Origin of the sequence: Butyricicoccus sp. AM05-1 (assembly GCF_003474415.1) — a bacterium.
GTDB lineage: Bacteria > Bacillota > Clostridia > Oscillospirales > Butyricicoccaceae > Agathobaculum > Agathobaculum butyriciproducens.
The window spans coordinates 22,370-41,419 of sequence record NZ_QUDG01000006.1 but is presented as its reverse complement, the minus strand read 5'-3'; the positions used below and the strand labels follow the sequence as shown (position 1 = coordinate 41,419).

The 19,050-nt window shown below is 54.6% G+C and carries 19 protein-coding genes; 6 read left to right on the top strand and 13 right to left on the bottom strand.

The genetic code is table 11. The annotated features are described in order from the left end of the window. Positions 1-25 precede the first annotated feature (25 nt). The 13 genes from DW088_RS09710 to rpmH form a co-directional block, all read right to left on the bottom strand. Positions 26-595 carry a hypothetical protein gene (locus DW088_RS09710; RefSeq protein ID WP_118360558.1) on the bottom strand — a complete coding sequence of 190 codons (570 nt, stop codon included), beginning with the start codon at positions 593-595 and terminating at the stop codon, positions 26-28. Between the two features lie 12 nt (positions 596-607). Further along, positions 608-1,483, bottom strand: coding sequence for a ParB/RepB/Spo0J family partition protein (locus DW088_RS09705; RefSeq protein ID WP_118360557.1), 876 nt, complete (start codon positions 1,481-1,483; stop codon positions 608-610). Beyond that, a complete protein-coding gene (locus DW088_RS09700; RefSeq protein ID WP_118360556.1) occupies positions 1,483-2,259 on the bottom strand; it encodes a ParA family protein in 777 nt (258 codons plus the stop codon). Before DW088_RS09700 ends, DW088_RS09705 begins: the two co-directional genes overlap by 1 nt. A 677-nt stretch (positions 2,260-2,936) precedes the next feature. Further along, positions 2,937-3,770 (bottom strand): ParB/RepB/Spo0J family partition protein, encoded by an 834-nt coding sequence (locus DW088_RS09695; RefSeq protein WP_243029872.1) that lies wholly within the window; start codon positions 3,768-3,770, stop codon positions 2,937-2,939. A gap of 262 nt (positions 3,771-4,032) precedes the next feature. Beyond that, complete coding sequence (gene rsmG / locus DW088_RS09690; RefSeq protein ID WP_118360555.1) at positions 4,033-4,737, bottom strand: 16S rRNA (guanine(527)-N(7))-methyltransferase RsmG; 705 nt, start codon at positions 4,735-4,737, stop codon at positions 4,033-4,035. Then, positions 4,734-6,620, bottom strand: a complete 1,887-nt coding sequence (gene mnmG / locus DW088_RS09685; RefSeq protein WP_118360554.1) for a tRNA uridine-5-carboxymethylaminomethyl(34) synthesis enzyme MnmG — start codon at positions 6,618-6,620, stop codon at positions 4,734-4,736. Before mnmG ends, rsmG begins: the two co-directional genes overlap by 4 nt. Positions 6,621-6,993: 373 nt before the next feature. After that, positions 6,994-8,355: a tRNA uridine-5-carboxymethylaminomethyl(34) synthesis GTPase MnmE gene (gene mnmE / locus DW088_RS09680; RefSeq protein ID WP_110435752.1), complete on the bottom strand. Its 1,362-nt coding sequence runs from the start codon at positions 8,353-8,355 to the stop codon at positions 6,994-6,996. Between the two features lie 15 nt (positions 8,356-8,370). Continuing rightward, entirely contained in the window at positions 8,371-9,408 is a 1,038-nt protein-coding gene (gene jag / locus DW088_RS09675; protein ID WP_118360553.1) for an RNA-binding cell elongation regulator Jag/EloR, read from the bottom strand. Between the two features lie 3 nt (positions 9,409-9,411). Then, on the bottom strand, positions 9,412-10,419 hold the full coding sequence (locus DW088_RS09670; protein WP_158574658.1) for a YidC/Oxa1 family membrane protein insertase: 1,008 nt from the start codon (positions 10,417-10,419) through the stop codon (positions 9,412-9,414). Between the two features lie 254 nt (positions 10,420-10,673). Next, positions 10,674-10,886, bottom strand: coding sequence for a membrane protein insertion efficiency factor YidD (gene yidD / locus DW088_RS09665; protein ID WP_117491172.1), 213 nt, complete (start codon positions 10,884-10,886; stop codon positions 10,674-10,676). Next, a complete protein-coding gene (rnpA, locus tag DW088_RS09660) occupies positions 10,883-11,227 on the bottom strand; it encodes a ribonuclease P protein component (protein ID WP_110435756.1) in 345 nt (114 codons plus the stop codon). The genes yidD and rnpA overlap by 4 nt, the downstream gene beginning before the upstream one ends. After that, positions 11,193-11,369 (bottom strand): hypothetical protein, encoded by a 177-nt coding sequence (locus DW088_RS15890; protein ID WP_158574657.1) that lies wholly within the window; start codon positions 11,367-11,369, stop codon positions 11,193-11,195. Before DW088_RS15890 ends, rnpA begins: the two co-directional genes overlap by 35 nt. A gap of 164 nt (positions 11,370-11,533) precedes the next feature. Then, on the bottom strand, positions 11,534-11,668 hold the full coding sequence (gene rpmH / locus DW088_RS09655) for a 50S ribosomal protein L34 (RefSeq protein ID WP_110435757.1): 135 nt from the start codon (positions 11,666-11,668) through the stop codon (positions 11,534-11,536). Positions 11,669-12,214: 546 nt separating this feature from the next. On the opposite strand from rpmH, the gene dnaA reads away from it, so the two are divergent. The 6 genes from dnaA (at position 12,215) to gyrB (ending at position 19,041) form a co-directional block, all read left to right on the top strand. After that, positions 12,215-13,492 (top strand): chromosomal replication initiator protein DnaA, encoded by a 1,278-nt coding sequence (gene dnaA / locus DW088_RS09650; protein WP_243022633.1) that lies wholly within the window; start codon positions 12,215-12,217, stop codon positions 13,490-13,492. 426 nt (positions 13,493-13,918) lie between these two features. Continuing rightward, on the top strand, positions 13,919-15,028 hold the full coding sequence (gene dnaN / locus DW088_RS09645; protein WP_118360551.1) for a DNA polymerase III subunit beta: 1,110 nt from the start codon (positions 13,919-13,921) through the stop codon (positions 15,026-15,028). Next, entirely contained in the window at positions 15,021-15,227 is a 207-nt protein-coding gene (gene yaaA, locus DW088_RS09640) for a S4 domain-containing protein YaaA (RefSeq protein WP_118360550.1), read from the top strand. Before dnaN ends, yaaA begins: the two co-directional genes overlap by 8 nt. Positions 15,228-15,303: 76 nt before the next feature. Further along, entirely contained in the window at positions 15,304-16,416 is a 1,113-nt protein-coding gene (gene recF / locus DW088_RS09635) for a DNA replication/repair protein RecF (RefSeq protein WP_118360645.1), read from the top strand. Between the two features lie 269 nt (positions 16,417-16,685). Then, a complete protein-coding gene (gene remB / locus DW088_RS09630; protein ID WP_110435761.1) occupies positions 16,686-16,946 on the top strand; it encodes an extracellular matrix regulator RemB in 261 nt (86 codons plus the stop codon). A gap of 154 nt (positions 16,947-17,100) precedes the next feature. After that, the gene (gyrB, locus tag DW088_RS09625) at positions 17,101-19,041 is read left to right on the top strand and encodes a DNA topoisomerase (ATP-hydrolyzing) subunit B (protein ID WP_118360549.1); all 1,941 of its coding nucleotides are present in this window, start codon (positions 17,101-17,103) and stop codon (positions 19,039-19,041) included. The last annotated feature ends 9 nt before the right edge of the window (positions 19,042-19,050 follow it).

Sequence of the window (19,050 nt, the reverse complement as noted above, 5' to 3'; positions counted from 1 at the left end):
TATCTCCTTTTACATTATATACATGTTATTCTGCCGTGTCGTTCGGCTCTGCATCCTGCGCTTGCTCAGCCTGATCCAGTTCAGATTTGGCCGACTGGAACAGTTTGCTGATGTTCTCATCAAAGCCATCCTCGCTGCTGCCAAGCAAACGCTCCTCGCTGTATTTCGTCAGCATTTCGTCGTAGGTCTTGCGGGCATCCGCGGTCTGCTTAGCCGCCAGAGAAACGCCGATCTGCGCAAGGTACTGATACACCTCACGCTCCTCCATACGCCGCTCGGTCGCGCCGACTACATCGGTTGCCGCCTGCTCACTGTCGAGCGTCTTGCGCACCTTATCCAGTGCAGTATTCTGCATGTCGTACTGCTTCTGCAAATCTTCCACTTTCTGGGTTGCGCCCTGTGCCACGGTCTGCTGCTGTGTCAGCTGCGAGCTCAGGTTTTTGACCTGCTTGTCCGCACGCGACTGCGCCACATAGCTGATCAGAATCAGCGCAATTGCTACAGAAAACAGTCCGACGATATAAAAGGTCAGCGTGGTGCGGCTGAGCTTTTTCTCCGGCTTGTTCTGTTCCGGCTGCTTATTCTGCTCGTCCATTGCTTGCCTCCTTTATACACGCAGGTTTCGGAGTGCTTCACTGAGCCGCTCCAAATCCTCTGCGCCGTAGTATTCCAACGTCAGCTGGCCGCTATGCTTGCCCTGCTGGATGCTGATCTTGCGTCCGAGGGCGCCCTCCAGCTCCTTCTCCAGCTCGGCAATGTAGTCCACGGAAACCTCGGGCGACTGCTCAGGCTTCTCGACCGTTTTTTTGTTCATGCGCTTGGCCAGCGCCTCCGACTGACGGACCGACAGGCCGACCATCTGTCTGGCTGCCTCTACGCGCTTATCCGCCTCGTTTACTGCAAGGACTGCCCGCGCGTGACCGCCGGAGATTTCGCCTTCGCTGACCATCGTACGCACCTCGGTCGGCAAAGCCAGCAGACGCAGTGCATTTGCTACCGCCGAACGTGACTTGACCACGCGCTTGGAAACCTGCTCCTGCGTCAGTCCAAACTGCTTCATCAGACGCTCATAACCTTCAGCTTCTTCGATCGGGTTCAGGTCCTGCCGCTGCAGATTTTCGATCAGCGCCAACTCCATGACCTCGTCTTCCTCAGCCTCAAGCACCATCGCAGGAATATCTTCCAAGCCTGCCTGACGTGCTGCACGCCAACGGCGCTCACCTGCAATGATCTGGTAGTAGCCATCCTTCTCGCCCTTGCGCACTGTGATTGGTGTGATGACGCCGTGCAGGCGAATGCTCTCTGTCAGCTCGTCCAGAGATACCTGATCAAAGGCCTTCCTCGGCTGATCGGGATTCGGCTCGATTTTTGCCAAAGGCAGTTTTTTTGTGCCGTTATCCAGACTTTCTTCCATCAAATCGCTGGTATCACTGCCGAAAAGGTTGGACAAGCCGCCGCCCAGACCCATTTTTGCGCCTGCCATCAGCTTCTCCCCTTTCGGTCATTTTTCTTCAGAATCTCGTCCGCAAGAGCCAGATAAGCCTCTGCGCCGCGGCACATTCTGTCGTAAGCTGTTATGGGCTTGCCGTGGCTGGGTGCTTCACTCAGGCGTACGTTGCGCGGCACAACAGCCGAAAATACCTCGCCTGGGAAGTGCTTTTTCACTTCCTCAACCACCTGAATCGACAGATTGGTGCGTCCGTCAAACATAGTCAGCAGCACGCCTTCCATCACCAGCTTGCGGTTGAGCGCCTTCTTTACCATGCGCACGGTCGTCATCAGCTGACTCAGACCTTCGAGCGCGTAATACTCGCACTGCAGCGGCACCAGAAAGCTGTCGGCTGCACACAGGCAGTTGAGAGTCAGCAGACCGAGTGACGGCGGACAGTCGATAAATACATAGTCGTAATCGTTCTTCACCTGATCGAGTACGTTTTTCAGACGATACTCTCGGTCGGACATTCCAATCAAATCCAACTCAGCGCCCGCCAGATTAACATTTGCGCCCAGCAGATCAACCCACTTAGTCGATACGATGGCGCTCTTGACATCCGGTTGGTCGGCTACAATCAGGTCGTAAATCGAGGTTTCCAGTGAGCGCGGATCCACGCCAAAACCGGAGGTTGCATTGCCCTGCGGATCGAAATCACACAGCAGAACGCGCTTTTCGCGCTCCGACAACGCTGCCGCGAGGTTGATAGCGGTTGTAGTTTTTCCCACGCCGCCCTTTTGATTGGCAAACGCGATAATCTTCCCCATAGTCATTTCCTCTCGTCCATGGTTTTTTTCTACGGATTTCATTATATCACATTGCACTTTTAATTGCAAAGCAATCGCAGTATTTTTACAGCTGTTTCACGTGAAACATCAAGTATTTTGCCGTTTTATAGGATACAACTGGTAAATCAACCGGCTTTTGTTTCACGTGAAACAAAAGAGAGCCGTTCGGCTCTCTTACCTTATTATATATATGTATATGATATATATGCGTTACACACTTTCCAATCTGCACACACTCTTATCCAGCAGTACCGTCCGTAATAAGTAATAAAGCCGTTGTGTAACACTGTCATGTTGCCCCTGCATAGACTAAACCGCATGTGTAGCAGTACGTTATCTGTGAACTGCGAATTGTTTACGAAAGCCACGCAAGAGTAACCCGGACTGCCGTTCCCCTTTTCGCAGCAATCGCCGCTCTCCGATTTCCGCCGTGCTATCTAAGGGGAAAGGGAAGAAAATCAGAGGGTGGTACTCATTTAATCCGCGCACGGCGCGGAAAAAAGGTTTAGTGGCCTACGGGCAAACCTTGGTGTCTACCCTTTTGTGCGCCCGCGCGGCGTCAGCGCAGATTCCGTTTGCTTCGCAAGCAACTATCCCATGTTTCACGTGAAACAAAATCCGCCCTCCTGTGGAACAAAAGTGTTTCACGTGAAACATCAGCTCTTTGCGTGCGGAATATTGATTGTCAGCGTAATTCCATCCTCGTTTTCCTGCCGGTCTACGGTTGCACCGATTCCGGCGTCCACCATTACGCCGACCGCCCGATTGAGCGTATTCAGGAAAAACCGCACATCCTTAATAAGCCGCACAACATTATCCTTATGCGGCGGCTCCGCTAACTCCGGATGCTTTTTCTGCTCCAGCAGGTTCTCGATATACTCCTCCGATCGGCTGACGTTTAATTCGTTCTCGATAATATAGTGCGTTGCGCTCATCCGTTCCTCATCATCATGCAGACGCAGCAGACAGCGCGCGTGCCGCTCTGTAAGATTCGCACTGCGAATCAATTCCATATTCTGCGGAGAAAGCCGCAGCAGACGCAGCTTATTCGCCACCGCAGACTGTGTTTTCCCTACTTTACGCGCGGCTTCCTCCTGCGTCAGTCCGTACTGATCGATCAGACGCTTGAAACCGTAGGCTTCCTCGAAAAAATCCAGATCACGCCTTTGCAGGTTCTCCACGAGCGCAATCGCCGAGGAATCCTCGTTATCTGCCGCAATCAGCAGACACGGTACGTCGTTGAGCCCCGCAACACGCGCAGCGCGCAGTCTCCTCTCCCCTGCAACCAGCTCGTAACCGCCTCCGGGCGCACGCCGTACGGTCAGCGGATTGAGTACGCCGTACTGCCGAATGCTCTCTGCCAGCTGTGCAATTGCCTCCGGATCAAAATATTTCCTCGGCTGATTGGGATTGCGCGCAATCTCACTCACACGAATACGCCGCAGCGTGCGATCCTCTTTGCCGGAAACCAGCGTTAATACAGACATCATGGTTAACCACTCTCCAATTCGTCTTATTCGTTCATTTTATTCGCGCTTATCTCTGCCGCACCACCAGCAGAATGTCGCCCTCGGTAATAGATTACCATATAATTACATATTGACAAGTAAAATCGACCGCGTAATCTGCAAAATTCAACGAAAATATGACAAATTATATCTGATATCTATAATTTTCCCCTATTTTCGGACAAAAAATACCCTCTGTAATTTTCCGTACAGAGGGGTACTTTCCGTATATTTCTCGCCTGATTTACAGCGGCGAAGTCTGTATTTTCTTGAAGCGGCGCGGATACTTTTCCGGTGTTTCCTGCGTTTTCTGCAGGCGCACGATGGCGCGGGAAACCTCATCGAACGGCACAGTGTAGTGCAGCACTTCAGCGTCCGCCGCACCGAGAACCGTGCGGGCGTTTGCCGCTGTTTCAACTTCCTCTGTGCAGTCCTCGGCCTTCATGGCGAGGAACGCACCGCCGACCTTGACCATCGGCAGCGCCAGTTCACTCAGCACGCGCAGATCGGCTACCGCACGCGACACCGCAAGATCAAACGTGCCGCGGTTGTCTCTGGCGTAATCCTCCGCACGGGCATGCACCGCCGTGACGTTGGTCAGACCCAGCTCGGTGATGACTTCATTTAGAAAATCAATGCGCTTGCGCAGTGCGTCAAGCAGCACAAACTCGGTCTGCGGGCACAGAATCGCCAGCGGCATGCCCGGAAAACCGGCTCCCGTTCCCACATCGAGCACGCGTCCATTCTGCGGCATATACGGTGCAAGTGCCGCGCAATCGAGAAAATGCCGGGTCACGATTTCGGTCGGATCGGTAATGGCGGTCAGATTCATAACCTTGTTTTTCTCGCGCAGAATCTCGGAATAGCGCAGTAAGTTGTCCGCTGCAGACGGACACTCTGCGACGCCCAGCTCGCGCAGACCGGCGGTCAGAAGCTCGCGTTCGGTCATGCCTTTTCCTCCTTTTTATGGGTCTCGATGTAGATCATCAGTGCCGTGATATCCGCCGGTGAAACGCCCGAAATACGGGCCGCCTGACCGAAATTCAGCGGCTTGACGGCGTTCAGTTTCTGACGTGCCTCCAGTCGCAGCGAGTCCACCTCGTTGTAGTCCAGATCGAGCGGCAGCGGTCGGCTCTGCAGCTTGCGGTACTGCTCCACATCGCGCATCTGGCGCTCGATATAACCCGCGTATTTGACGCGGATTTCCACCTGCTCACGAATAACAGCGGGCAGCTCCGGACGCTCAGGATCGAACATTGCAAGGTCCGCATAGCTGAGTTCCGGACGGCGCAGCAGGTCGATCAGCTTGCAGCCCGCCTTGAGCGGTGTGGAGTTTTTACCCGCAAGAAAGCCGTTCAATTTATCGCTCGGCGCAACGCCGACCGAGGCTGTGCGGTCGATCTCTGCCTGCACGGCTTCGTACTTTTTACGCACTTTTTCTCCGCGTTCCGGCGGATTCAAGCCAACTCGAACACCAATCGGCACCAGACGCTCATCTGCGTTATCCTGCCGCAGAAGCAGGCGATACTCCGAGCGTGAGGTCATCATGCGGTAGGGTTCGCTCGTGCCGCGCGTCACCAGATCATCGATCAGCGTACCGATGTAGCCGTCCGCACGGTCGAGTACAAGCGGCTTCTCCCCCTTGATTTTAAGCGCAGCATTGATGCCCGCAACCAGTCCCTGCGCAGCCGCCTCCTCATAGCCGGACGAGCCGCAGAACTGGCCTGCGCCGTACAGTCCGGGCACCTTTTTGGTCTCGAGCGTCGGCCGCAGCTCCAGCGGGTCGATGCAGTCATACTCGATGGCATACGCCGGCCGCATAATCTCCGCGTTCTCCAATCCCTTGACCGAGCGCAGCATCTCGCGCTGCACGTCGAACGGCATGGACGACGAGAAGCCCTGCACATAGACCTCCTCGGTGTCCAGACCCATCGGCTCAAGGAACAGCTGGTGGCGTGGCTTATCCGCAAAGCGCACCACTTTGTCCTCGATAGACGGACAATAGCGCGGTCCCACGCCCTCAATCTGGCCGCCGTACAGCGGCGAACGGCTCAGATTTGCGCGGATGATTTCATGTGTTTTCGCGGTCGTATAGGTCAGATAACACACCGCGCGGTTGTCCGGCGGGTGGTCGGTCTCGAACGAAAACGGGATGATCTCATCCTCACCGGCCTGCTCCGCCAGATCGGTATAATTAATTGAACGGCGATTGATGCGCGGCGGCGTACCCGTCTTAAACCGCTGCAGCCGCAGTCCCAGACCGCGCAGCGACTCGGTGAGCGGCTTGGCTGCCGCCATGCCGTCCGGACCGGATTCACGGGTGTACTCGCCGATGATCACACGTCCGCCGAGGAATGTGCCGGACGCAATGACAGCCGCCTTGACCGGATGGCGTGCACCGATAGCGGTAACAACCGCGGAAACGGCACCGTTCTCCACCTCAACGGAAACGATCTCGTCCTGCATGAGAAACAGGTTTTCCTGCCGCTCAAGCGTGTGCTTCATATACTCTCTGTATTTAATACGGTCGGCCTGTGCACGCAGCGAGTGCACTGCCGGTCCCTTGCCGCGGTTGAGCATGCGGTACTGAATGCAAGCCGCGTCAGCCGCACGCGCCATCTCACCGCCGAGCGCATCTATCTCGCGTACAAGGTGTCCCTTAGCTGTGCCACCGATCGCCGGATTACACGGCATATTGCCTACGGCGTCCAAATTGATCGAAAAACACGCTGTTTTTGCACCCAAACGTGCTGCAGCCAGTGCCGCCTCAATACCGGCATGACCGGCGCCGATCACCGCTACATCAAAACTCTCCGCCGGAAAAACCGTCATTGGCGCTCTCTCCCCTTTCAAAAAAATCCTGTGATTTCGGTTGTGTGAAACCTGTGCGTAATTGTTGATAACTCTGTGGATACTGTTGATAACTTGTGAGTTTTTGACCACAATATTATACTCGATGTTTTATTTGCAAATTATTATTACATATAGTTGTTAAATATAGGGCAATTTTTTTAGTTATCCACTATATTTCGTATGCCGCCCGCAGAAAGCTGTGCACAAGGCAAATTCCCCGCCTTTTTCCTGCGGACATACAGTATATATCATACACGATTTCAGCATAAAATAAAAGAGGACGTTTGCACAGATTGCAAACGTCCTCTCTGAATTTTAAGTGCAATTTCTCTTAATAACAGCTGCAGCAGCATCACTTTCCGACGCAGAAGTCGCTGAAAATGCGGGTAACGACCGCATCGGTCACGGTTTCGCCGGTGATCTCGCCCAGTGCGGTAATCGCGCCCTCGGCATCCATCACGACCGCATCCGGCGTCATACCGGATTGCGCCGCATACAGCGCTGCTTCACAGCGTTCGGCAGCACGCGCCAGCGCCGCCGCCTGTCTTGCGTTAGTGATGAGCGCACCGTCAAACGCGCCGTCTCCCAGACCCACAGTTCGCGGGATAAGATTGAGTAGCTTATCCAGTCCGTCACCGGTTTTCGCAGAAAGCGGCACGATATGCAGGAAGTGCTTTTTCAGCAGCTTTTCATCCAGCTGCTGCGGCAGATCGACCTTGTTCACAACCGCGATCGCGCGGTGGCCTGCCGAGCGTGCCAGCACGAGCATATCCTCGTCGCTGATGGGCTTGGAGCCGTCGAACACAGCCAGGATGAGTGAGGAAGCCGAAGCCTCCGCCATCGCCCGGTCAATGCCCGCCTGCTCCACCGGATCGTCCGTGTTGCGCAGACCGGCGGTGTCGGTCACGCGAAGCAGAATCTGTCCGACCTTGACATTCTCCTCGATGAGATCGCGGGTCGTGCCCGGAATATCAGTCACGATCGCTCGCTCGCGGCCGAGCAGCGTGTTCAGCAGTGTGGACTTGCCGGCGTTCGGCCTTCCGAGGATAACGCACGGTACGCCTTCTCTAAGAATACGGCCGCGCTCGTAGCTTTCCGCCATGCTGTACAGACGGCTTGTCGTGCGGTGCAGCAGCGCCGCCGCGTCCTCGAACAGCACCGGATCAATGTCCTCGTCCGGGAAATCCACGACCGCGTGAAAATGCGCCACCATGCCGAGCAGCTCATCGCGCATCTGCTGCACGGGAGAGCCGACCGCGCCCATGACCTGTGCCGCCGCATTCTGCGCCGCCTCAGCGGTACGCGCGGTGATCAGATCATGCACTGCTTCGGCCTCAGAAAGGCCCATTTTGCCGTTTAAGAAGGCGCGGCGAGTAAACTCACCTGCCTCTGCCTGCCGCACGCCCTGCGCGAACAGAGCGTCCAGACCGGCACACAGCACGGCTGTCGAGCCGTGGCACTGCAGCTCCGCCATCGTTTCACCTGTATAGGTGTGCGGTGCATGCAGCGCGACAGCGTAGCAGCAGTCGATCACATTGCCGGACTTGTCCGTCAGCGTGCCGTAAACCAGCTTCTGCGAGGGTGCTTCCGTAAGCGGCTTGCCGTTCTTCGCCTGAAAAACGGCATTTATCGCTTCGATTGCGCGTTCACCCGACACGCGGATCAAACCGATCGGTCCGCCGGAGGAGGAAATTGCGGCAATCGTATCGTTCATAACGAATACCCCGATTTAACCGCGGTCACGGTTGCGATAGCTGTTATCCGGCGCAATAACAACGCGGCGACCCGGCTCGGTGCCGGTCGAATAGGTGGTCACACCGTTGAAGTCCTGCAGCGCGGCATGGATGATGCGGCGCTCATACGGGTTCATCGGCTCAAGCGTCATGGAGCGATGCGCCTTAACGACCTTCATCGCCATCTTGCGGGCCAGGCGCTCCAAGCTTTCCGCGCGCTTCTCGCGGTAGTTTTCGGTATCGACAGACAGACGAACGTGCTCATCCAGTGCGTTATTCAGCACCAGAGAGCCGAGGTACTGGATGGCATCCAGCGTGTCGCCGCGGCGGCCGATGATCGGGCCCATATCCGGACCGGAAATCTCCAGACGAAGCTGGTCGCACTCTACCTGCGGCAGGGTCTTAACCTGACCCTCAACGCCCATCTTTGCCAGCAGACCGGTTACAAAATCGGTAGCCAGCTTTTCCGCCTGCTGCATGCCTGCTTCGGAAACCGGGATCAGCTCACGCTCCTTGGGAACGGACGGCGTGATCGGACGGTCCTCACGCGGGCGGCGCGGACGGCGGTCACGGCCATTGCGGTCGCCGCGGTCACGGCGCGGACGGTCGCTGCGCTCACGGCGCGGCGGACGCTCAAACTCCAGCTTTTCCGGTACAAAGTCTGCCGGAGCAGCCTTTACCAGACGAGGCGTGTTATCATCCGTGGTGATGGACAGCTTCTGCGGCTTCTCAGCGGGTTTCTCTTGCTTCGGAGCCGGCTTTTCCGCCTTGACAGCAGGCTTCTCCTGCTTCGGCTCAGCCTTGGGAGCGGGCTTGCGCTCCTCCTTCTTAACCTCCGGCTTTGCCGCCGGAATGTCCGGTGCTTCGTAGGTTACGCGCACGCGTGCCGGCGTTGCGCCGATACCCAGAAAGCCCTTTTTGCCGATCTCGAGTACCTCTACCGATACGTCGTCACGCTCCAGACCGAGCTGCTTGAGAGCATTCTCGACTGCTGCGTCACGGTTTTCACCGGTAGCCTCAAAAAACTTCTGCATGATTTACTTGTCCCCCTTTTTGTTCTTTGCGTTCTGGGACTGCTGCTTCTGTGCAGCCTTGTGTGCTTCACGCTTGGCCTGCTTCTCAGCCTCGATGCGGGCAGCCTCAGCAGCCTGCTTGGCCTCCTGCTTGCCGCGGAGCGTCTTGGTGAGGATGATCTCCTGTACGCAGGTAAATACGTTGTTGAAGATCCAGTAGATGCCGATCGCACCCGGAAGGATGAACGCGAAGTACAGCGACATCAGCGGCATCATAAAGTTGAGCATCTTCATCTGACCTGCTGCCGCAGAGTTCTGCGTGCCCTGCATCTTCTGCATGATGTAGGAGGACAGGAATGCGGTCAGACCGGACAGGATCGGGATGATCCAGATAATGCTCGGATGAGAGATAGACGGTGTATCAGCCAGATTCAGACCAAAGAAGTGGAAATCCAGCGGGAAAATGGTCTCGCCGCTCTGCAGGCAGTTGGTAACAGCATCCGAGAAATGGCCGCTTCCGTCCACGAAAGCGTTCAGCTTCTCGGCGATCAGGATCTGAACGGTGTAGTTTGCGCCCGCAAGCTGATCCAGACCGATCATCTGCGCCAATGCGATAACTGTCTCGCGGCTCAGGCCAACGATGTACTGCAGCGGCTGCTGAACCGCGTAGTACAGACCCATCATGATCGGCAGCGGGATGAGGTTGGGCAGACAGCCGCTCATCGGGCTGACGCCGTGCTTCTCGTACAGCTTCTGCATCTCTTCGTTCAGCTTGACGCGGTTGTTCGCGTACTTCTTCTGCAGCTGCTGGAGCTCGGCGTTCATCGCGCTCATGGCGAGCATACTCTTCTTGCTCTTGATGGTCAGCGGGATGCAGACCAGCTTTACCAGCAGCGCGAACAGGATAACGGCAAGACCGTAGTTCTGTACAATGCTGTACAGCCACTGCAGGAGCAGACCGAACGGTCGAACGATCAAAATACCGAACAGCTTCGGATCTTTGATCAGGTTAGAAAGTTGATCCAGGGTCATAAAAACCTCCATGTTAAATTGTAAAACGACACAGTGAAAAGGATTTTGCAAAGCAAAATCCTCACTTTACCGCCGTAAGGCGGTATTTCATCGGAAATTCTCCGAATTTCCATAAATTCCGGGGATATGTGCCTCAGAATTTATACAAGAAAGAAAATCTGTGTGCCGCAGAGCGACGCGCAGATTTTCGCCCGGGACATATCCGCGTTTGACGTGGTATGTCCTCCTCGTCCGAAAGCGTGGTTTCGGACGAATTAAGGAACCGGGTCATAGGGTCCTCTCTTAGAGAAAGGATTGCAGCGGCAGATGCGCTTAAACGCCAGCCAGCCGCCCTTGAGTGCACCGTATTTCTCGATGGCCTCGATCGCATACTGCGAGCAGGTCGGGATATACCGGCAGCAGGGCGGTTTGTTTGGAGAAATATACCGGCGATAAAACCGGATCATCGCCAGCAGTAGCCGCTTCATGTCCGAGCTGCCGCAACCTTGTTGTCCTTCAAGGCACGCAGCAGCGATTTTTCGATTTCCTGATAGCTTGCGCCTACGGCCCGTACCCGTGCGACCAGCACAAGGTCGATGCCGTCGGCAAATTTGTCCTCGTTGAGCCGGTAAGCCTCACGGAACAAACGCTTGATGCGGTTTCTTTTCACCGCACACGCCAGCTTGGCGCTGACGGTGAGTCCCAGCCGGTTGTAGCCGAGCTTGTTCCTGCGGCAGTAGATCACAACGTGTTTTCCTGCCGTGGACACACCACGATGATACAATCGGCGGAATTCATGGTTTTCCTTTAAGGATACTGTTTTTTTCATCTTCTGATGCTCCCGTTTTTTCCTGATGCCCTCGAAAAAAACGTATTTTTTCTTTGCATCTGATGGTTTGCAAAGCTGATTTTACTGTTTCGTTCATTTCGGTCAGTAAAATCCGAACCGGAATACCGTATTTTCGCTGCATGGACTGCACCCTAAACAGAATGACACCGCTCCAGACAGTGATTGCTTGAGTGGTGTTGCCCGTAAACGAAAAAACGAGCCGCACGAATGCGGCTCGTTACGAACTCTTTTGCGCCGCTGGCGCGAATTTTCGGGAAGTCTGAATACTCCCTTTACAGGCTGTCATTAAGCAGACAGCTTAGCGCGACCCTTAGCGCGACGGCGTGCAAGTACCTTGCGGCCGTTGGACGTGGACATACGCTTACGGAAGCCGTGCTCCTTGGAGCGCTGACGCTTCTTCGGCTGGAACGTTCTCTTCATAACTTTGTGCACCTCCCTGTTCTAAAATTTACAGATGGGCACCGGCATAGGTCCGGCGCAAGACGCGGGCATATGCCGCTGCCTGTCTGCATAATAGGATACGATATTTATTATCCTATATAGGTTCGATTTTGTCAAGTATTTTTTCCGACCCTCGGAACGAATTTCAGCAGTTTGCACAGGTTGTCAACATGTTGTGGATAAGTAGAAACGTATGCTCAACGGCTTGCGGAATCACGGTTTTCGGTAATCTGCGGATTTTCGGATTTTCGCGGAAAATCCGTCTATTCTCGATGAATTTTTGCAGAAATTCCGCAGTTTTCATAAAAAATGCCGTGCATTTTTCTCAACTGGCTTTAATTTTCGATTATTTTGACGCTAAAACCGCTTTTTTTCAAAATTCTGCAGAGTAAACGAACCGCTGCTGCTGTTCAAAATCGCACTGCTGCGTGACGCGCCGCCGAACAGTTATCCACATCGGCGCATTGAACTTGTGGATAAAATATGCTATTATAAAATAGAATCATTATCGACAGGAGGCGCCCTATGGCAAACAATATATTGGAGATGGCGCTCGAGCAGCTGGACTTCCCTCCTTCCACCATTTCCGCTTGGTTTGACGACGTAACGGTCGTTTCCTTTGGGGATAATCGGCTGGTGCTGCACTCTCCGGTGCCCTTTAAGAAAGAATTTATCGAGTCCAAATTTATCGCTCCTTTACAGGATGTGCTGCACAACCTGACCGGCGACCCGATCACGGTCGTTGTGGTGACCGGCGAATACACCGCGCCGAGCACGAGCACTTCTCCGTATGACGACTACACATTTGAGCGTTTTATCGTCGGTTCGAGCAACAAATTCGCGCATGCGGCTGCCCTTGCGGTTTCGCAGCGCCCGGCGGCAGAGAACAACCCGCTTTTCATCTACGGCAACTCGGGTCTGGGCAAAACGCATCTGATGTACGCGATCGCAAACGTGCTGCGCCGCACCCATCCGGAATACCGCATTATATATGTAAAGGGTGAGGATTTCACCAACGAGCTGATCACCGCCATCCAGGAAGGCAACGTACAGGCGTTCCGCAACAAGTACCGCATGGTTGACCTGCTGCTGCTGGACGACGTGCAGTTCATCGCCGGCAAGGAGCGCACGCAGGAAGAATTTTTCCATACCTTTAACGCGCTTTATGAGGCAAAAAAGCAGATCGTGCTCACTTCTGACCGTCCGCCGAAGGAAATCAACACGCTCGAGGACCGCATGAAGACCCGTTTTGAATGGGGTCTGCTGGCTGATATTCAGCCGCCTGATTTTGAGACCAGAATCGCTATTATCCGTGATAAAGCGGTCAAAATGGGCGTTGAACTGCCCGATGACGTATCCAACTACATTGCAGAGAATATTCAGGCAAATATCCGCCAGCTCGAAGGCGCAGTCAAAAAGATCAAGGCCATGCACGAGCTGATGGGCGAACGCATCACGGTTTCGCTCGCGGAAAACGCGATCGACGCACTGCGCACCGAGAATCCGGGTCTCAATCCGACACCGGAGCGCATTATGGAAGCGGTAGCGAACTACTTCTATATCCCGGTCGAGCAGATGATCTCGCAGAATCGCTCCAAGGATGTGGCCTATCCGCGGCAGATGGCAATGTACATGATCCGGCAGGAGCTTGAATACTCCTTCCCCGATATTGCAAAGATATTCAAGCGCGACCATACCACCGTCATGCACGCCTGCAACAAGATCGAGGAGGAGCGCAAGAACTCCCGCGAAACCGAGGACGTCATCAAAAAGCTGCATAATAATATCCGCGGCGACGGCTGATCTTTACCGTGCATTCGTGCAAAACGACTTTTCCACAGCTTGAAAATGCACAGTTTAATTATCCCCAAGCAACCTGTGGATTCCACATGGATAACTCTGTGGATAAATAGCGGGGTTATTTTCACTGTGTATCGTTTATTTTTCATCCACAACCTCCTGTGTACGACATTTCCCGCGCCATACCTGAGGATTTTCGGGTTTTCCCCAATTTCCCCAGGTACTACTACGAATACTATATCCTATCCTTCTATTCTGTGTGATCTTTCTCGCCGCTAGCAATGCCTGCTGAAAGCTGTTCGCGTGTCGAGGACACAGTCATTAAGAAATGTGTGCAATCGCACAGTATTCACCGGTGTGTATTTATAAATATGCAGGTATTGCATAAATCGACTCTTTGTTTTATTTCCATTTCTGAGAGGAGCAACTATGAAGTTTTCCTGTGAAAAAGAAACCCTGCTGAATCTGCTCAACATCGCCTCCCGCGCAGTAACCGGCAAAAGCTCGATGCCGCTACTCGAAGGTCTGCTGCTGGCAGCCGATGCAGACACCCTGACCATCACCGGCTACGATCTGTCCATGGGCATCCGGACGACCGCGCAGGTCGATGTGGTAGAGCCCGGCAGAATCGTGCTGAATTCCCGCCTGTTCTGTGACATCGTTCGCAAGCTGCCGCAGGACGTGGTCTACCTTGAGACCGACGACAAGCTGATGACCACCATCAAGTGCGGCCGTTCAGTGTTCAACCTGATGGCCAGCGAGGCTGACGAATATCCGGCTCTGGCTGATGTGGCCAGCGACAAGGGTCTCTCTCTGCCGCAGCCCATCCTCAAGAGCATGATCGCGCAGACCATTTTCTCGGTTTCGGATAACGAATCCAAGCCCATCCACACCGGCTGCTTGTTTGAAATCGAAGGCAGCCGCCTGAACGTCGTGGCCGTTGACGGCTACCGCCTGTCTGTACGCCGTGAGACCGTCGAGGGCGTTCCCGGTGATATGAAGTTTGTTGTGCCGGGCACGTCCCTGCGCGAGATCGAACGAATTCTGGACGATGATGACGATATTGTCGAGATTTTCCCGGATTCCAAGAACATTTTGTTCCGCATCGGCAGCACGACTCTCATTACTCGTCTGATCGACGGAGAGTTTCTCAACTATCGTGCGGCCATTCCGAAGGAGTTTGAGCACGAGGTTTCGGCGGATCGCCAGGAGCTGATCCAGTGCATCGAACGTGTCTCCCTGATCGTGTCGGAAAAGCTGAAAAACCCGATCCGCTTCCATTTTGACGGCTCGTATGTGCAGATGTCGTGTGTGACCGCGATCGGCAAGAGCTATGATGAATGCCCGTTTGACGGCTCGATCGAGAACCTTGAGATCGGCTTCAACAACCGTTACATTCTGGAGGCGCTGCGCGCGGCCGGCGATGAGCAGGTGAAGCTGCAGCTCAAGGGAGCGCTCAACCCGATGATCATTTCGCCGATGGAAGGCGATAAATACACCTATCTTGTACTGCCTGTGAGACTGAAAGCCAATGACTGAAATTAAAATTGAAACCGAATTTATCAAACTTGATGCACTGCTCAAATTTGCAAACCTGGTAAGCTCCGGCGGCGAAGCGAAGATCCGCATTGCCGAGGGCGAAGTGCTGGTAAACGGCGAAATCTGCACCATGCGCGGCAAAAAGCTGCGTTCCGGTGACACGGTGGAGCTGGACGGCGAGCAGGTCTGCATCAAATAAAATAAACACTATGTACGATAATAAACGCGATTTTGCGCGTTCGTTATCGTACAAAATGTTCAATACGGAGAAGTCCATGTACATCAAGTCGTTAAAACTGCAGAATTTTCGCAACTACGCGGAGGAATCGTTTGCGTTCGATCCGGCGGTCAACCTGATCTGCGGCGAAAACGGACAGGGCAAAACCAACCTGCTCGAAGCGGCAGCGGCCTGCTCGACCATGCGGCTGTTTCGTACGGCCCAGAAAAAAGAGGGGCTGCGGTTCGGAGAGAATCATGCCTTTATCTTTGCTGATTTTGTCGCGCAGGAGCGCGATATCTCGCTTGAACTGCGGTTTTCCCGCACCAAAGCGATGGAAATCTATAAAAACGGTGTGCGGCAGAAACGCCAGTCAGATACACAGGGACTGCTCAAAACCGTACTGTTCTGCCCAGAGGACCTAATGCTTGTCCGCGCCGGAGCGGCGGCTCGGCGTCGGTTTCTCGATACTGCGCTGTGCCAGATGCGGCCAAACTATGCGCGCTATCTCGAGGAGTACAACCGTCTGCACGAGCATAAAACGCGCATTCTGCGCGACAGTGAAGAAAAGCCTTCCCTGCTCTCCATGTGGGAGGATTTCTCGCTTCGCATGGCGCATATCGGCGCGCAGATTATCCGCTACCGCGCGTACTACTGCCGTAAGCTGCTCAAGGCTGCGGCCGCCGTCTATGCGGATATTGCGCCGCACGAGGTGCTCTCCGGTGTGTATAAGACCGTGTCGAGTGTCAGCGACCCGTTTGCAGACGCACGGACAATCGAAAAGCAACTCATCGACCATGTGTTCAGCCATAAGACCGCCGAGATTGCAGCAAAAAGCTGTCTCTCCGGTCCGCATAAGGACGATTTGGAGCTGCTGCTGGATGGCCGCAGTGCCGCTTCCTTCGGCTCTCAGGGACAGGTGCGGACCTGCACATTATCGCTTAAACTCGCCGAGCGTGAGCTGTTCTTCGACGAGGACGGCGAGTATCCGGTGCTGCTGCTCGACGATGTGCTCAGCGAGCTTGATCGCCGTCGTCAGGACTTTGTGCTCAACCGCATATCGGCGGGTCAGGTCATGATCACCTGCTGCGAGGACGGTATCTCGGAAAAGCTGCGTGCAGGCGCGGTTTTCCATATTCAAAACGGCAAAAAATCCGCAGAAACACACTGAAATCACATATTTTTACAAACTATTGCACGGCGGGAACAGATACCACCTCGAAATTCCCTGCCGTGCCCTTGTTTTCTTTCAAAAAAACAGAGAAATATTTGTTTTTCCTTAGGTTTAGGGTACACAATTAGTGAAAAAAGTGGTATAATTAAATCCAGTTAGTAATTAGAAATTGGGGTGTCGCGCACGGCGCGATTGTTGAAACGGATAGAAAATCCGCAGGACTTTAATTACGCATTACTAATTTCTAATTATTCCGGAGGAATAGAATGTATTTACATTTAGGTCAGGACTACATCGTGCCCTTGCAGAGCGTAGTTGCGGTGTTTGATATGGACACGGCGACCGCATCCAAGCGCACGCGCCTGCTGCTCGAACGCCTGCAGGACGAGGGACGGATCATCGAGCTGTACGACGATCTGCCGCGCGCGGCTGTGCTGTGCGAAAACGCCCTCGGTGAGACCCTGTACCTGACGCAGCTTTCTCCGCAGGCTATTCAAAGACGTGCGGAAAAGGGCTACGCCGTTTGATAATTGAAAATTGAGAATGGGTAATGGAGAATGAAGGTTCGGCGCGGTGCGCTGTGATTTAATAAAAGCATAACCGCGCAAGGATAGCGGCATTTTCCATTTTCAATTCTCGATTATTTTGTTCCCGCAATTTCTGGAAAGGAAATTTAACGATATGAGTGAAGAAATCGAAATCAAGGACGAAGTGCTCGACCTGAAGGTTACCGAGACCTATGATGAAAATCAGATTCAGGTACTCGAAGGCTTAGAGGCTGTCCGCAAACGCCCGGGTATGTACATCGGCTCTACCTCGGCACGCGGTCTGCACCATCTGGTGTACGAAATCGTCGATAACTCGATCGACGAGGCGCTGGCAGGCTACTGCACGCACATCGAAGTTACGATTGAAAAGGGCGATATCATCCGCGTTGCCGATAACGGCCGTGGTATTCCCTGCGGTATTCACCCGCAGATGGGCATCCCAACGCTCGAGGTTGTACTCACCGTCCTGCACGCAGGCGGCAAGTTCGATGGCTCCGGCTACAAGGTATCCGGCGGCCTGCACGGCGTTGGTTCGTCGGTCGTAAACGCGCTGTCCGACTGGCTGGAGGCCGAGGTACGCGATGGCCATACCAAGCACTACATGCGCTTTGAGCGCGGTGTAACGACCGTCAAGATGCGCGATACGCCGTGTGAGAGCGAAACCGGCACGACCATCCGCTTCCACGCGGACCCGGAGATCTTCGAGACTACGGTCTATGAATACGATGTACTCGAAAAGCGTCTGCGCGAGCAGGCGTTCCTGAACGCCGGACTCAAGATCACGCTGCGCGACGAGCGCGACGATGAGCCGGTCGAGGAGGTCATGCACTACGAGGGCGGTATCCGTCAGTTCGTGGAGCACCTCAACCGCACGAAGACGCCGCTGCACGATCAGGTGATCTACATGGAGGGCAGCCGCGATACCTCGATGGCCGAGGTTGCCATGCAGTATACCGACAGCTACAGCGAGCTGATGCTGTCCTTTGCCAACAACATCAACACCACCGAGGGCGGCACGCACGAGACCGGCTTTAAGGCCGCGCTTACCCGTGTACTCAACGATTACGGCAAGAAATACAAGCTGCTCAAGGACGATGAGTCCTTCAAGGGCGAGGACGCGCGTGAGGGTCTGACCGCGATTATCTCGGTCAAGCTGCAGGAAGCGCAGTTCGAGGGCCAGACCAAGACCAAGCTGGGCAACAGCGAAATGCGTGCGCTGGTGGACGCGATGGTTTCCGAGAAGCTGATGACCTTCTTCGAAGAGAACCCGCAGGTGGCCCGCACCATTATCGAAAAGGCGCAGACTGCCGCGCGTGCCCGCGAGGCCGCAAAAAAAGCGCGTGAGATGACCCGCCGCAAGTCCGCACTGGATTCGGCTTCCCTGCCGGGCAAGCTGGCGGACTGCATTGAAAAGGACCCGACCTACACCGAAATCTACATCGTCGAGGGTGATTCCGCAGGCGGCTCCGCCAAGGAAGGCCGCGACCGCCGTCATCAGGCGATCCTGCCGCTGTGGGGCAAGATGCTGAACGTCGAAAAAGCGCGTCTCGACCGTGTTTACGGCAACGACAAGCTGACTCCAATGATTACCGCGTTCGGCGCAGGCTTCGGTGATGATTTTGACCTCGCAAAGCTGCGTTACGGCAAGATCATCCTGATGGCCGATGCCGATGTGGACGGCAGCCATATCCGCACCCTGCTGCTGACATTCTTCTTCCGCTTCATGCGCCCGCTGATCGAGCACGGCCATGTGTTCATCGCACAGCCGCCGCTGTTCAAGAACGAAAAGGGCAAGGATGTCCGCTACACCTACACCGAGGAGCAGCAGCGCGACTGCATCGCTGAAATGGGCGACAACGTGCGCGTACAGCGCTACAAGGGCCTCGGCGAGATGGATCCGCAGCAGCTGTGGGAGACCACCATGGACCCGGAGCATCGTACACTGCTGCAGGTTACGATGGAGGACGCGGCAGCCGCCGATGAAACCTTTGCGCTCCTGATGGGCGAAAAGGTAGAACCCAGACGCGAATTTATCGAGCGAAATGCAAAATATGTAATGAATTTGGACGTATAAGGGAGAAAA

Bases quoted from the DNA above. Each gene is read 5' to 3' on its own strand.
- DW088_RS09710 (WP_118360558.1), bottom strand. From the start codon at position 595: ATGGACGAGCAGAATAAGCAGCCGGAACAGAACAAGCCGGAGAAAAAG.
- DW088_RS09705 (WP_118360557.1), bottom strand. From the start codon at position 1,483: ATGGCAGGCGCAAAAATGGGTCTGGGCGGCGGCTTGTCCAACCTTTTC.
- DW088_RS09700 (WP_118360556.1), bottom strand. From the start codon at position 2,259: ATGGGGAAGATTATCGCGTTTGCCAATCAAAAGGGCGGCGTGGGAAAA.
- DW088_RS09695 (WP_243029872.1), bottom strand. From the start codon at position 3,770: ATGATGTCTGTATTAACGCTGGTTTCCGGCAAAGAGGATCGCACGCTG.
- rsmG (WP_118360555.1), bottom strand. From the start codon at position 4,737: ATGACCGAACGCGAGCTTCTGACCGCCGGTCTGCGCGAGCTGGGCGTC.
- mnmG (WP_118360554.1), bottom strand. From the start codon at position 6,620: ATGACGGTTTTTCCGGCGGAGAGTTTTGATGTAGCGGTGATCGGCGCC.
- mnmE (WP_110435752.1), bottom strand. From the start codon at position 8,355: ATGAACGATACGATTGCCGCAATTTCCTCCTCCGGCGGACCGATCGGT.
- jag (WP_118360553.1), bottom strand. From the start codon at position 9,408: ATGCAGAAGTTTTTTGAGGCTACCGGTGAAAACCGTGACGCAGCAGTC.
- DW088_RS09670 (WP_158574658.1), bottom strand. From the start codon at position 10,419: ATGACCCTGGATCAACTTTCTAACCTGATCAAAGATCCGAAGCTGTTC.
- yidD (WP_117491172.1), bottom strand. From the start codon at position 10,886: ATGAAGCGGCTACTGCTGGCGATGATCCGGTTTTATCGCCGGTATATT.
- rnpA (WP_110435756.1), bottom strand. From the start codon at position 11,227: ATGAAAAAAACAGTATCCTTAAAGGAAAACCATGAATTCCGCCGATTG.
- DW088_RS15890 (WP_158574657.1), bottom strand. From the start codon at position 11,369: ATGCAGCGAAAATACGGTATTCCGGTTCGGATTTTACTGACCGAAATG.
- rpmH (WP_110435757.1), bottom strand. From the start codon at position 11,668: ATGAAGAGAACGTTCCAGCCGAAGAAGCGTCAGCGCTCCAAGGAGCAC.
- dnaA (WP_243022633.1), top strand. From the start codon at position 12,215: ATGGCAAACAATATATTGGAGATGGCGCTCGAGCAGCTGGACTTCCCT.
- dnaN (WP_118360551.1), top strand. From the start codon at position 13,919: ATGAAGTTTTCCTGTGAAAAAGAAACCCTGCTGAATCTGCTCAACATC.
- yaaA (WP_118360550.1), top strand. From the start codon at position 15,021: ATGACTGAAATTAAAATTGAAACCGAATTTATCAAACTTGATGCACTG.
- recF (WP_118360645.1), top strand. From the start codon at position 15,304: ATGTACATCAAGTCGTTAAAACTGCAGAATTTTCGCAACTACGCGGAG.
- remB (WP_110435761.1), top strand. From the start codon at position 16,686: ATGTATTTACATTTAGGTCAGGACTACATCGTGCCCTTGCAGAGCGTA.
- gyrB (WP_118360549.1), top strand. From the start codon at position 17,101: ATGAGTGAAGAAATCGAAATCAAGGACGAAGTGCTCGACCTGAAGGTT.